Source organism: Candidatus Thiosymbion oneisti (assembly GCF_900092655.1).
In the GTDB taxonomy this organism is placed as follows: domain Bacteria; phylum Pseudomonadota; class Gammaproteobacteria; order Chromatiales; family Chromatiaceae; genus Thiosymbion; species Thiosymbion oneisti.
In genome coordinates this window covers 1-13,785 of the sequence record NZ_FLUY01001064.1, presented here as the reverse complement: position 1 = coordinate 13,785, position 13,785 = coordinate 1, and the positions used below count along the sequence as shown (strand labels likewise).

General features: G+C 57.6%; 10 protein-coding genes and 1 pseudogene. 10 read left to right on the top strand and 1 reads right to left on the bottom strand.

Going from position 1 to position 13,785, the window contains the following annotated elements:
• A partial coding sequence (locus BQ17_RS22630; RefSeq protein ID WP_218068225.1) for a hypothetical protein occupies positions 1-200 on the top strand: 200 nt, incomplete at its 5' end.
• Entirely contained in the window at positions 197-955 is a 759-nt protein-coding gene (gene fnr, locus BQ17_RS10925) for a fumarate/nitrate reduction transcriptional regulator Fnr (protein ID WP_089726982.1), read from the top strand. The genes BQ17_RS22630 and fnr, both read left to right, overlap by 4 nt.
• 42 nt (positions 956-997) lie before the next feature.
• Here the strand turns inward: fnr and dnaQ are convergent, their stop codons facing one another.
• Positions 998-1,717, bottom strand: a complete 720-nt coding sequence (gene dnaQ, locus BQ17_RS10920; protein WP_089726980.1) for a DNA polymerase III subunit epsilon — start codon at positions 1,715-1,717, stop codon at positions 998-1,000.
• A gap of 213 nt (positions 1,718-1,930) precedes the next feature.
• On the opposite strand from dnaQ, the pseudogene BQ17_RS24725 reads away from it, so the two are divergent.
• The 8 genes and pseudogenes from BQ17_RS24725 to BQ17_RS10870 all read left to right on the top strand — a co-directional run.
• Positions 1,931-2,516 (top strand): annotated as a pseudogene (locus BQ17_RS24725) (transposase family protein); the annotation flags it as partial.
• A gap of 460 nt (positions 2,517-2,976) precedes the next feature.
• The gene (locus tag BQ17_RS10905) at positions 2,977-3,963 is read left to right on the top strand and encodes a glycosyltransferase family 2 protein (RefSeq protein WP_089726974.1); all 987 of its coding nucleotides are present in this window, start codon (positions 2,977-2,979) and stop codon (positions 3,961-3,963) included.
• 52 nt (positions 3,964-4,015) lie between these two features.
• A complete protein-coding gene (locus tag BQ17_RS10900; RefSeq protein ID WP_218068224.1) occupies positions 4,016-6,196 on the top strand; it encodes a DUF6311 domain-containing protein in 2,181 nt (726 codons plus the stop codon).
• A 14-nt stretch (positions 6,197-6,210) separates the two neighbouring features.
• On the top strand, positions 6,211-7,167 hold the full coding sequence (locus BQ17_RS10895) for an acetyl-CoA carboxylase carboxyltransferase subunit alpha (protein WP_089726970.1): 957 nt from the start codon (positions 6,211-6,213) through the stop codon (positions 7,165-7,167).
• Positions 7,168-7,197: 30 nt separating this feature from the next.
• Complete coding sequence (gene tilS, locus BQ17_RS10890) at positions 7,198-8,547, top strand: tRNA lysidine(34) synthetase TilS (RefSeq protein WP_089726968.1); 1,350 nt, start codon at positions 7,198-7,200, stop codon at positions 8,545-8,547.
• 257 nt (positions 8,548-8,804) lie between these two features.
• Positions 8,805-9,422, top strand: a complete 618-nt coding sequence (locus tag BQ17_RS10885; RefSeq protein WP_141699234.1) for a hypothetical protein — start codon at positions 8,805-8,807, stop codon at positions 9,420-9,422.
• Positions 9,423-11,893: 2,471 nt separating this feature from the next.
• Positions 11,894-12,631, top strand: coding sequence for a GNAT family N-acetyltransferase (locus tag BQ17_RS20700; protein ID WP_176722388.1), 738 nt, complete (start codon positions 11,894-11,896; stop codon positions 12,629-12,631).
• A gap of 219 nt (positions 12,632-12,850) precedes the next feature.
• Positions 12,851-13,663, top strand: a complete 813-nt coding sequence (locus BQ17_RS10870) for an undecaprenyl-diphosphate phosphatase (RefSeq protein ID WP_089726960.1) — start codon at positions 12,851-12,853, stop codon at positions 13,661-13,663.
• Positions 13,664-13,785: the final 122 nt, after the last annotated feature.

The following is a 13,785-nucleotide window of genomic DNA, read 5'->3' as shown; positions in this document are numbered from 1 at the left end:
GAAACGCAACCCGTCAAACCCTGTCCCGACGCAGGAGGGATCTTTCCCCCCAAACCGCGCCGAATCATTCAGGATTGTTTTTAACCAGACAGCTTCTTAAGCCGTCGTACCTGTCGGCAGCCGAGGGAACGACGTTGCTTGATCCAGGTCAAATGAACCTGCAAAATAGCGGCAGGCTTGAGCGGGGATCCAGCGATTGACTGCGTCTAAAGTGATTTCATTCGAGGCGTTGCGGGTAGCCTGCAAGAATTGCAGCCTCGCCACGCTTTGCCTTCCGATGGGTCTGACGTCGGACGACGTCGAACGGCTGGACGGTATTGTCAAGCGCGCCCGCCCGTTGCACCGAGGCGATTATGTCTTTCGCAACGGTGAGCGTTTTCACTCCCTGTATGTCGTCAAAACGGGATCGGTCAAGACCTATGCGCCGAGCCCCGAGGGCGGCGAACACGTGCTCGGGTTTCACCTCCCCGGCGAGCTTATCGGCTTGGACGCCATCGAGAAGGAGGTACATACCTGCTCGGCAAAGGTCCTGGAGACCTCCGCGATTTGCGAGGTCCCCTTCTCCCGCCTGGAAACGTTGAGCAGCACGATTCCCTCTCTGCAACACCAGCTGTATCGGTTGCTCAGCAAGGAAATCGGCCATGATACGGAGCTGCTGCTCTTGCTCGGCAAGAAGAGCGCCGAAGAGCGCCTCGCCGCGTTTCTCCTGAGCATATCGAAGCGCCTGCGCAAACGCGGCCTGAGCCCCACCGACTTTTACCTGAGTATGTCTCGCTACGAGATCGGCAACTATCTGGGTTTGGCCGTGGAAACCGTCAGCAGATTGTTCACCAGGTTCCAGGACGACGGTCTGTTGAAGGTCGATCGTAAACACATCGAGCTACGTGACCCGGAGGCGATGGAGGCCGTCCTTACCCGCGCCACGATGAGTGACCGTCAGCAGCGCGTGAGATAGTCCACATGATTCCCATGTTAGCGGTACTTTGATACCTGGACCTCAACCCATCCATGTCTTAAGCCACAGGCATTCCCCACCGCTCGCCGCCTCGATCGCGGCGAGCCGGGCCTGGTGGGCGGCCGACTCCTCCGCGTCCGCCCGCACCACCATCAGGGGCGGCCGTTGCGCCGTAAGCCGGTGCGGCCCTGCACCTACTCCACCTCTCCCCGACCCATCCTGGGCCCCGAGGGCCAGGCTGACTTGTCCTCCCGACATGGCGAGGTAAAGGTCGGCCAGGATCTCCGCGTCCAGCAAAGCGCCATGCAGGTCCCGCTGCGAGTTGTCCACCTCGTAGCGCTTACATAGGGCGTCGAGACTGTTGCGCTGCCCAGGGTGTAGAGACCTTGCCATGACCAGGGTATCCGTGATTCGACACAGCTTATCGATGGGCTCCGCGTCCTCCCGCCACAGACCCAGCTCATGGTTCAGAAAGCCGACATCGAAGGGCGCATTGTGGATGATCAGCTCAGCACCTCGGACGTAGCCGATGAAATCCTCCGCGATGTCGTCAAAGCGCGGCTTATCGCGCAGGAACTCGTCCGTAATGCCGTGAACCTGCACGGCCCCCTGGTCAATTTCCCGGTCCGGCCGCAGGTACTGATGAAAATTGTTGCGGGTCAGACGGCGGTCGACGAGCTCGACGCAGCCGATCTCGATGATGCGGTGCCCTTCCGCCGGCTCCAGGCCCGTAGTTTCGGTATCCAGTACAATCTGGCGCATCTCAAGGCCCGTTCACAAGTACTCTCGAAGTGTCAAGTCCCGTGTGATTATATACCGAGCAGGAGCTATCCGCTGTTGCAGGCGAGAGCGGTATTACGCCTGCTTGCCGGGGAGAGAGGGGAGGGAAACGCGACGGCAGGCGAGGGGTAGATCAGCCGTGTTTGAGCGAGTTCTTACCCTACCACGAATCCTTGATTAGAGTCATCACGCACCATGAACATCCAGCTGCACCAGAACGCCCGCACGACCCCCGCTATTCGTCTGGAATTACAGACCCAGCCCGAGTCGGCGAGCAACCGGGAACTCGCTGAAGTCTATGGTCTCAACCGCCACACGGTCGCCAAATGGCGCCACCGGGAAGGCACGGCGGATGCCTCACACCGTCCGCGGCGGCTCCACGCCACCCTCAGTACGGCCCAGGAGGCGGTGGTGGTGGCCTTGCGTGAGACGCTCCTGCTGCCCCTGGATGACCTGCTGGCGGTGACCCATTATTCATCCCGAGGTCTCCCGCTCGGGTCTGGACCGCTGTCTGCGCCGCCACGGCGTTTCTAACCTCAAGGCGCTGATGCCCAAGGAGGAAGGCACCAAGACGCCGGTCAAGACCTTCAAAGCGTACGCACCGGGCTCTGTGCACGTGGATGTGAAGGACCGGCCTCAACTGCCGGACCAGGACCAACGCCGCGACCTGTTCGCCGCCATTGATCGCGCCACCCGCCGGGTCTACGTGGAGCTCCTCAAGGACCAGTCAGCAACCGCCGCCAGTGGCTTCCTTAAGCGCCTGATCGACCAAGCTCCGTTCTCGCGCTCGAACGCCATCTTGTCCGCTCCAGCGGACGCAGCTCCTCTGTGCTGATAGGCGTTGGCTGTTAGCCTACCGAGGCACTTAATCGACGCTGGAGCATCGGGGTCTGCTCCCACGCTGGAGAGACTGTGAAAGTATTCGGTCTTCCCGGAGGCGGTGGGATGAAGTTGCCGTATTTCACGCTGAATTCTAGATCACGTGGGGCTGAAGAGAAAGATTTTCGGCTAAATGAGGGAGATTATGTCGCTTTGTCCCTGACGCTCTGAAAATCCAGTAATACTTTCACAGTTTCTGGAGCCTGGGGAGCCAGCCGAAAATCAATGCCATTAGAAAATCAATAGGTTAGTTTTTAGACAGCCTCTTAGGATTTCTCTAAGGTGCCCTCAAGGGGTGTCTCAAATCCGGAGTCTATTTTAGACTTGTCGGATGGGCTTGTTTTTCCGGTTTTATAAACCTCATGTGTACTCGGGTATCCGACAACGAGGGACGAAGTTTCGATGCCTACCCGACGATCTCGGTATCACTGGTGGTTCCGGTGTATAACGAGGCCGAAACGGTCGGCCCCTTCCTCGACCGGGTAGAGCGGATGGTCGACGGCGAGCCTTCGGTACGTCTGGAAGTTGTCTTCGTAAACGACGGCAGCTCGGATGCTACCCTGGAGCGCCTTCTCGAATATCAGCAACAGGATACCCGCGTGCGGGTGGTCGACCTCAGCCGTAACTTCGGCAAGGAAGCCGCGCTGACTGCCGGAATGCGGATCGCGAAAGGACAGGTCGTGGTGCCGATCGATGTCGACCTACAAGCCCCGCCCGAGCTTATCTTCGAGATGATCGAACAGTGGCGACAGGGTTACGACGTCGTTCTCGCCCGTCGAGTCGGCCGCGACACGGACTCACGGGCCAAGCGAATATCAGCTACTTGGTTCTACCGTATCTATAATCGGATCGCCGAGCCCATGATCCCGGAAAACGTGAGTGACTTCCGACTGATGGATCACACCGTAGTCGAGGCGCTGAACGAGTTGCCGGAATCCAGGCGATTCATGAAAGGGCTGTTCGCCTGGGTGGGTTTCCGGACCACGTGCGTCGATTACGTCTGTCCGGAGCGTGCGGCCGGTTCCAGCAAGTTCAACGGCCGGCAGCTGTGGAATTTCGCGCTAGAGGGTCTTACGGGCTTCAGCACCTTGCCGTTGCGGATCTGGACCTATCTCGGCACCCTGATGGTGCTGGCCTCGTTCCTGTACGCTTCCTTTATCGTCTTGAGGGTCTTGATCTTCGGAGTCGACACCCCCGGTTATGTCCCGCTGCTGGTTGCCATCACCTTCCTCGGCGGTCTCCAGCTCATGGGAATCGGCATCATCGGCGAGTATCTGGGGAGAACCTATCTCGAAGCCAAGCGGCGGCCGGTGTTTCTCGTCCGGCATATCTATGAGCCGCAGGAGTGATCGATGGACCTGAAATTATACTTCCCCCCCGATACCGGAGGGAGGTTCTGACGTGAGAACTGCATGGAATAAGGATGTTGCCATTGCTGCCATGCCGTTCCTGCTGGGCATGGCTGCCTTTTTTCTCATCGTCGGGCCACGGGTATTAAGACCGACCAATATCGCGTGGCTATCCTCCGGATATCCATCCCCCCATTATTTCGGCTGGCGTTCCTCTCGCAATCCCGACTTTATGGCGTGGGTATCCTCCGAAGATCCGGCCCAGCATTATCTCGGCTGGCATTTCTTCCGCAATTCCGATTGGTCGTTTCCCATCGGCCTGAATCCCGATTATGGCCTCGAGCTGAGCAATGCCATTCTGTTCTCCGACTCGATTCCGCTGTTGGCGTTTCTCTTCAAACCCTTCTCATCACTGCTGCCCGAGACCTTTCAATACTTCGGCCTGTGGCTGCTTGCCTGCTTCGTCCTCCAGGCCTGGCTTGCCTGGAAGCTGGTCGGCCTGGTCTCGCGGCATCCCGCCGTTCGTTTCCTGGGCGCCGGCTTGTTTGTCTTCGCACCGCCGATGATTTGGCGCTTGCAGGTCCATTCCAGCCTGGCCGGGCATTTTCTGATCCTTGCGGCCCTCTATCTGTCGCTCCGATCGAGCCGGCGCCTGCGCACCCCGGCTTGGGTCCTCGTCCTGGTGGTTGCCGCCCTGGTGCATCCCTATTTGCTGGCGATGGTCGCGGTTCTGTGGCTGGCCGACTCGACTCGGGTATGGGTCCGGCAGGAACGACCCGCCAGGCTCGCTGTGATGGAGCTCGCCGGGATCTCGGCAATAATCGGGCTTGCCTGTTGGCAGTCCGGCTATTTCACGGCGGGAAGTGGGGTTTCGGTAAGCGGGTACGGCCAGTATCGAATGAACCTGCTTTCCATTCTGGACGCCAATGGTTGGTCGTATGTATTGAAGGACCTACCGCGAACAAAATACGAAGGCTTCCATTATCTCGGTCTCGGGGTCATTATTTTGGCCCTCTGCGCCTTGCCCGTGTTGATCAATGGGCGGGTCGGTCTGGCGGCGGCGATAAAGCAGCGGGTAATTCTTGTGGGAGCCTTGACGGGCCTCTCTCTGTTTGCGCTATCCCACAAGCTGGGAATCGGATCACTGGAAATCGGGCTTCCGCTGCCCGGACCCTTGTTGCGCACCGCAAACTTACTTCGCACCTCGGATCGGATGTTCTGGCCCGTGTTCTATGGATTGGTATTGACGATCATCTTCATCACCGTTCGCGGCAACAGACCCCGGACCGCGATCTCATTGCTTGCCGTCGCCCTTACCGTTCAAGTGATCGATACCAGGGCCGGATGGCAGGGAATCCGGAACCAGCTGATGGCGGAGCCGGCGACGGAATGGTATACGCCATTGAAAGATCCGTTTTGGACCCAAGCCGCCGCCAGATACCGGAAGGTTCGTTGGATACCCCCGAAGATGAGTTATTCTCCGCATTGGAGAACGCTCTCGGTGTATGCCGGGCGGCATGGGCTCGGCACGGACGCGGTCTATCTCGCCCGCTTCAATCCGAGCGCATATGAGCGCGCGCGGAAAAATGCGTCGGTCACATTGAACACGGGGCGCTACCAGGCCGACTCGCTCTATGTGCTCGATCCGACCCAACGCCAGTCCGCCGTCCTGCACCTGGATCCCGAGACCGACCTGTTGGCGCGCATCGATGGGCTCTACCTGGTGGCCCCCGGTTGGAAACGCTGCCGCGCGTGTGGCCATCTCGACAAGGAGCTGAAGCTGGCGGATGTCCTTCCGGCAATCGGGATCGGCGAGCGGATTCGGTTCTCGAAATCCGGCGGCGGCGTCGCTTATCTGGCCACCGGCTGGTTCGAGCCGGAGACCTGGGGAACCTGGTCGATGGGCCCGGCGGCGAAAGTCGTCCTCCGGACCTCGAGCGACGGCATCCATAGCATCCTGATCGAAGCCAACGCGCTGGTCTCGCCGGCTCATCCCAAGCAGGATATCGAGATTTCAGTGAACGGCATTCCGGCGGCGACCTTGCGCCTCACGGCATACGCCGCCAATCGCATCCGGGTCCCGATACCCGCGGCAGCGCGAGACGAGTTACGGAAATCCGGGGCCTTGCGGCTGAAATTCCGGTTCCCCGACACCGTGCGCCCGAGGGACATCGGGCTCAACGACGACCCGCGCGCGCTCGCGTTGGGTCTCTTGGCGATCACTTTGATCTAAGACGATTGCTGTCAATGGACATCAACTTTCTCGAATTCGAACGACCTATCGCCGAGCTTGAGGCCAAGATCGAAGAGCTACGGCACGTCGGTGATGACAACGCGCTCAATATCGAGGAGGAGATCGAACGGCTCGAGCGCAAGAGCCAGGATCTTACGGAGTCCATCTTCGCCAAGCTGACATCCTGGCAGATCTCTCAGCTTTCGCGGCACCCCCAGCGCCCCTACCTGATGGACTACATCGAGCGCATTTTCGATGACTTTCAAGAGCTGCACGGGGACCGGACCTTTGCCGACGACCATGCCATCGTTGGTGGCCTCGGGCGCCTCGACGGGCGCTCGGTGATGATCGTCGGCCACCAGAAGGGCCGTGATACCAAGAGCAAGCTCTACCGCAACTTCGGTATGCCGCGACCGGAGGGTTATCGTAAGGCCCTGCGGCTGATGACGATGGCGGAGCGTTTCCGCCTGCCCCTCCTCACCTTTATCGACACGCCCGGCGCTTACCCCGGAGTAGGAGCGGAGGAGCGGGGACAGAGCGAGGCGATCGCCCGTAACCTGCAGGTCATGGCGCACCTGCGCACACCCATCTTGTGTACCGTCATCGGCGAGGGGGGCTCCGGCGGCGCCCTGGCTATCGGGGTAGGAGACCGGCTCCTGATGCTCCGGTACAGCACCTACTCGGTGATCTCGCCGGAGGGCTGCGCTTCTATCCTCTGGAAGAACGCCGATAAGGCCCAACTCGCCGCCGAGGCCATGGCCATCACCTCCGATAAACTCAAAGAGCTAGGGTTGATCGACGCCGTCGTTCCCGAACCCCGGGGCGGGGCCCATCGGGATCCGGATGCCGCGGCCACGAACGTCAAGCAGGCCCTGCTCAGCTACCTGGACGAGATTCGGGACCAGGACATCGACCAGCTGCTTACCCAACGCTACGAGCGGATGCTGGGGCACGGGCGATACAGCGAGTAGCTCCCCCTCGGTTCCGCGGCGGTCGGCGCCATGTCCGCGTCTCTACCAGAGCTTCTGCTATCCCGTCTCACCACCTTGCCCGCGGCACGGAAGGGCTGGGTCGCCTACAGCGGCGGCATGGACTCTTCCGTGCTGCTCCACGCCTTGGCCACCATCCGTGACCGGCTTCCCTTCGCGCTTTATGCCCTGCACGTGGATCATGGCCTGCATCGGGACTCGCATCGCTGGGCCGCGCACTGCGCCCGCACCTGCGCGCGACTCGGGGTGCCGTTCCGGACCCGGCGCCTGGACCTGGCCCCTGCTCGGGGTGAAAGCCTGGAGGCGGTAGCCCGGCAAGCGCGCTACGCATCCATGGCGGAATTGCTGGGGTCAGACGATCTCCTGCTCACGGCCCAGCACCGGGACGACCAGGCGGAGACCCTGCTGCTGGCCTTGCTGCGCGGCAGCGGTCCCGCGGGCCTTGCGGCCATGCCCTCGATGGCCCCCCTGGGGCGTGGCCAGTTGGTAAGGCCCCTGCTGGAGCTCGGCCGTGCCGAGCTCCTCGCTTACGCCCGGAGCCGGAAGCTTCACTGGCTGGAAGATCCGAGCAACCGGGACTTGGGACACGACCGGAACTTCCTGCGTCACCGCGTATTACCTCGGCTGGCGGAACGCTGGCCCGCCTGTGCAACCGGTATCGCAAGGAGCGCGGCCCATTGTGCGGAGGCCCAGGCGATCATTGACCCCGTCGCCCGCAACGCGGTGCTCGAGACCGCAGGACAAAGGCCCGATACCCTCTCGATCGAGCGCCTTCTGGAGCTGGCGTTGCCGTTGCGCAAGGCGGTACTTCGCCAATGGTTCCGCGGCCAGGGTCGAGTCCCACCGGATGCCGGAAACCTCGACCGTATCCTCACCGAGGTCATGACCGCCCGCGCGGACGCAAATCCGCTGGTTGCCTGGTCGGGATGCGAGGTACGCCGCTACCGAGACGACCTGTTCGCCATGGCGCCCCTGCCTCCGGTACCCGCGCCAGACCCGATCCATTGGTGCCAGGGCGTCCTTACACTCCCGGACGGACTCGGATGTCTGGAGTTTCTCGCCTCCGATGGACGGGATCTGGACCCTCAAGACGTGTTCGTGCACGGACTGGAGATCCGCTTCGGCGTAACAGGTCTTTTCTGCCGGCGTGCGCGGGAGGGACACCGTCGATCCCTCAAGAAGCTGTTTCAGGAACTAGGCGTGCCGCCTTGGGTGCGTCCCTATATCCCCTTGATCCTGACCCAGGGCGATTTGGTCGCGGTGGGCAATCTCTGGATCTGCTATCCAAAAGATGCGGCGTGGGAGCAGGAGTTTCGGATCAGGTGGAAGGTTAAAGATCTCCGGTTATCCCTGGGCCCATAGGGATCAAGAACTAGATGGAGGTTCGCCGTAGTTGCTCGCTGGGAGAGACCGAGGCAACAAGTCATCTGCAGATCTTAACGCATTGTTTTTAGGTGCGTTGATGGAGCTATTCATGAATTTAGCAAAGAAGCAATCGTTGTGGTATATAAGTCGCTTCGACGTATTTAAACACGGCGACTCGCCGTCTACTACCTGTTAGGACAAATCCAGAAAACACGGAATTACTCTATTAAATGCTACTAGAGGAACTATGTGTAATGCCTTCGTTTGAACATCCAGATGACGCTAGGGTGGCAATCGGTATACATTTGGTTGGAAAAGACCAATTTATACCGGTAGGTCTATCAGGAAGGACGATGGCCACCTATCTTCGAATCAATTGGAAAGAGGGATATGCAAAGCTTTTACAAAGAATTCGAGCCTTAGAAATTTCCGGAAATAAGAAAAGGATATTTTTCGCATTAAGAAAACGAAACGAATATAAAATAATAGCAAATGACAAACCCGAAAGCCTAATCCATCTTCGCGTATATTATCCAAAAGATAGCCATACATTTTCCAATTATTTCATGCGCAGCATTTTACGAATACTTGGCGCAGGAATAGAAATATTAAAAATTATTCCCATAGCGAGCAAAATACTTGATTTAATTTTATTTAGGAAACTACATATCGAAATAACATCTATTCCTGTCGGCTTCAATGACAAAGAAAACGATGACTGGGATATTAGATGGGAGAGCGATACAATTACTTTGGGACAAGTTGCAGAAATATGTGAACTGTTTTTTAAAGTCAATAGATTTAATGTTTTTGGAAAAAAGTCCAAATGGAAAGTAGAAAATATGGAACTGGTTAAGATCTCGGATGCATAGCAAGAATATTTAGCCTAACAAGGCAAATTCAGCCGACCTAAAAAGCTACACGCCTCCTTCGTCGGCCCTTCGCTTTTAGGTCGGCTGATTTGCAACGTTATGTGCAAAAGGAGCAATGGTGGCAAAAAAAGAGCTAAACACCGTAAAAGAAGTCTTGTTTTGGTCGTATGCCAATCTTGCCATGGCTCACACGGCAGTAGATAGGCAACAAGAGAAGTATGCCACTTTTGAAATAAAAGGATGAAATAAAAGGACATCCATCTTGTTTGACTTGATCTTCCCTCTAAGAAGCTGTCTGGTTAAAAGCAATCCTGAAGGATTCGGCGTTGTCGGGGGGGTTGACGTGTTGCGTTCGACGCGCCAAGGCTCGCTGATCGTCTGCTTAGGTCATGCCAGCGTCTTAACGCAATCGACACCCACATGATCCCCCGCGCGGCCTGACCGTGCGGACCTCGCTTGGGGTGTAGCCCGCGTAGGGCGGATAAGCTCGCGCCATCCGCCATCGTGGAAGCTCCGCGCCGCACAGAGAATCGGGCCGGTGTCCACCATTCGTATACACGGGAACTAAACCTGTCGGCTGTCCGGCGTTATCTGGTGTGGCCCACAAGGCGTCTGCTCTGACCGTTGCCGACAGCTGATCATTGGGTCCGTAAGCCGTCTGAAAGACGGCGGTCCCAGCCGGCCCGGGACCGCCAACATCCTGTCGGCCCCTGGGACCGCCAACATTTTGTCGGCTCCCGGGACCACCGATATTTTCTCGTTCCCACGCGCTGCGTGGGAACCTGGAAGCTCCGCGCCGCGGAGAGCATCGGACCGGTGTCCACCATGCGTATACACGGGAACTAAACCTGCCGGCTGCCCGGCGTTATCTGGTGTGGCCCACAAGGCGTCTGCTCTGACCCTTGCCGACAGCTGATCATGGGGTCCGTAAGCCGTCTGAAAGACGGCGCTCCCAGCCGGCCCGGGACCGCCGACATCCTGTCGGCCCCTGGGACCGCCGACATGTTGTCGGCTCTTCTGGCGAGCGGCTAGAACCTGAATGCCGAGTTGCCGGTCCAAATGGTCATCAGTCAGGCTGAGTTTTCTCGTTCCCATGCGCTGCGTGGGAATCAGAGACCGGGAGCGGGGCTTTTGCGACACTCTCTCAGAGGGAGAGGGGGCTAGCGGCCAGTGCTGTTGGTCATGTTAAAACTTAGATGTTAACCACTACCAACCTGCGTAATCTGCGGATAAAAAGGACGTCGCCCGGATAAATGTCAACAGCCCCTAGTACCTAGTTTCGACCGATGTTGCAAGTTCAATAGCATTGCGGGTAAGAAAGCTCGCATTGAGTCCAAGCGACTCTACCTGTAATATCAAGCGAAACTAGGTACTAGTATCTCATTTCACCCTATTTTACGTTCTCAGGTTCGTAGGGTGGGCTGTGCCCGCCAGCCAGGCACGGTGTTGGTGGGCACAGCCCACCCTACAGGTTACGCGCAAAATATGCAGAAATGGGATACTAGCAGTCTATCGCGGCGCAGTCCCGAAGAAATTCACGGGCGGCCGCAACCGCGATCTTTGATGACCTGAGCCACCTGCAGAAGAGAAATCCGTGATGCGCCCGGTCATCCTCTGAGAAAAAGAGCGTCCGGCAGCGGATGCTTTGGTTCTCGAGGGCACCTGTATAGGCCTCCGACTGGACGAACAGACCATCCCCCCTCCCCGCGCACAACCAGACCGGCGGCAGATCCCGGGAAATCTGCCTGATAGGTGATGCCAGCTTCGCGTTCCTCACGTAGCTTCGCGGATCGTCACCCAAGAAGCTGCGTGCGAATATCCGGATAAAAGGGAATTGTGCGTCCGACATAGTGTCGAATTTACCTTGAAGCGGAACCATAAGGGCGCACGCGGCAGATTGCTCCCGTTGCTAACCCGGAAGTTAACTTAAGTAAAGTATTATTAGCTACTAATATGCTAATCTTACGCTTAAGGCAAGCATGTTGCGGAAGACGGCTCAATGTGGGAAGCCGGGGAGGCGTGCACGGGGTCAAAGCAGTACCACGACCACAGGCCCCTCCCCAGACCGAGTACAAGCATATCGAAGGTTCCGACGTGTCGATGTGGGGATCCACAGTGCTGCCACGACTAAGCGACAGGATCGGAACACGAGCAGACTAGCGCCACGCCCGGATCGAGAAGGCGGATCGGAAATGCCCGTTTCGCATCCTGAGCGCGGCGAAATACCGGTGGTCTCTTCAATCTTCTCAATTGGGAACTGTAAGCCGATTAAGCTGCTGTTCATATCGATCCGGAAACCGTAATGAAGGCTGTCTTAACGCATTTGGAAATTGCTGATTGGGTTCACTATGTCTTTACACCTAGTTGATTACAAAAAGTACTCGGGAAATAGGGACCACAGGTTCGAGTTATCGGATAGTGGCGACATACTATTTCGAAATTTTCGCCCGGATGGGGAAGATGAAAAGCAGATGCGCGAACTCGTTTTCAATAATGCCTTTCTGGGCAAACCGTTCGATGTAATTTGCCCGTGCAAACAGTGGTTTGGTGATGTTGTTCTTGCTCCTTATATTAAACATCAGCAAGAAAATATTCACGTTGCCGTCCATAAGGTCAGTAGGCGTCTAATCGGTTACCTCACGGGCTCTATGGGAGGACGGCATTTCGAAAAAATACAGTACAATATGGTGCGAAAACAAGTCATGTCACTGGCCCTATCTCTCACTATGCCGTGGACTTATCTTGAACAATCCAGCCGCACGTTTGCTACACACATTATTTTCAAAGGAGAGAAAGAGCGCCCGAAACACCCACCATTGGGTGTCCATTGGAACTACCAGGTAGATGAAGAGTTCCGTGGCAGGGGAATCGGAGCAACGCTATTACAGCGATTTATAAATGATGCAGTTAATGATGATTTCCAACTCATTTGGGCGGAAGTGATGGCATATCCAGAGAAACCAAGAGAATACTTTGAAGACCGAGGGTGGTCCATTTATGATTCAAAGCCAACGATGGTTTTCGGAAATCATGTTGACTTCCCTGTTCAGATACTATGCATCAACAGAGCACTTTCGTCATTTGACGCATTGTCGAGACTTAACATCTTCCAAGCAAAACGACGAAGCGCGCGAATCGGCGCGCATCCATTCGCGCGGACTCGCGTGATTCGTAGCTTCTCCTCTTGTTTGTCGACCGGTAACGCTTAACTTAATGGCATTGCCTTATACCCTGTGTTCGACTCGGTTGCACCACACCGCCGCCTCTGCCAGGGCGAGTGCGAATAGCTTTCAGCTTCCAATCGCCGGCTTCCAGCAGACAAAACAAGACAAGTCGATCCGCACCCTGGACCCTACCCGATCTGCGGATCGAACAGGTTTCGGCAACGAGTATATACTGAAGCTATTTGTTTGCCTGGAACCTGCACCTTGGAAACCACCCAGATCGTCCTGTTGTCCGTCGTCCAGGGACTTACCGAGTTCCTTCCCATCTCCAGCTCCGGGCATCTGATTCTGACCCCCCTCCTGTTCGGCTACGCGCTGCAGGGACTGGCCTTCGACGTGGCGGTCCACCTCGGCACCTTGGTTGCGGTCATGCTCTACTTTCGCGGCGAGGTCGCTGCTATGGCTGCCGCCTTAGTGGATTCGCTGAAGGTGCGCCGTCTCGCAACCCCGGATGCCGAGCTTGCCTGGATGATCGTCCTGGCAAGCATCCCGGTGGTCCTGCTGGGGCTTCCGTTGAAATCCCTGTTGGAGCTGTTGCGGGAGGACGATCGGCTAATCGCCTTGGTGGTCGCTGCTACGACGATCGGCTTCGGGGTGGTGCTCTGGATGGCGGATGTGCGTGGCAGTCGCTCCCGGGACGAGTACGGCCTAGGCTGGAAGGGTGCGCTCTTGGTCGGCTGTTTCCAGGCCATCGCCATCATCCCGGGTACCTCTCGCTCCGGCATCACCATTACCGCGGGGCTTATCCTGGGCCTGACCCGCAAGGCCGCCTCCCGCTTCTCCTTCCTACTCGCGATCCCCACCATCCTCATGGCCGGCGGCCTGGAGACACTCCAGCTCATCCAATCCGCCGACCCCGTAGACTGGACCGCCCTCTGGTTGGGCACCTTCCTGTCCTTCGTGGTCGCTTACCTCACCATCCACTTCTTTCTCGGTTTCATCGAGAAGATCAGCATGCTTCCGTTTGTTCTGTATCGGCTCTTACTGGGTGCTCTTATCCTGGTTTTGGTGCTTTGAATATGAAAAACAATCGGTTAGGGTTAAATGTCAACAGCTCGTAGGTTGGGCAAAGCCGGTAGGATGTGGTGAGCGCCTGCCTACCGCCCCAGGGACGGGGCAGGTAGGCAGCGAACCGCATC

What these genes read in the sequence shown, in the direction of transcription:
- dnaQ (WP_089726980.1), bottom strand. Translation starts at nt 1,717, where the DNA reads ATGCGCCAGATTGTACTGGATACCGAAACTACGGGCCTGGAGCCGGCG.
- BQ17_RS10905 (WP_089726974.1), top strand. Translation starts at nt 2,977, where the DNA reads ATGTGTACTCGGGTATCCGACAACGAGGGACGAAGTTTCGATGCCTAC.
- BQ17_RS10895 (WP_089726970.1), top strand. Translation starts at nt 6,211, where the DNA reads ATGGACATCAACTTTCTCGAATTCGAACGACCTATCGCCGAGCTTGAG.
- tilS (WP_089726968.1), top strand. Translation starts at nt 7,198, where the DNA reads ATGTCCGCGTCTCTACCAGAGCTTCTGCTATCCCGTCTCACCACCTTG.
- BQ17_RS10885 (WP_141699234.1), top strand. Translation starts at nt 8,805, where the DNA reads ATGCCTTCGTTTGAACATCCAGATGACGCTAGGGTGGCAATCGGTATA.
- BQ17_RS20700 (WP_176722388.1), top strand. Translation starts at nt 11,894, where the DNA reads ATGCGCGAACTCGTTTTCAATAATGCCTTTCTGGGCAAACCGTTCGAT.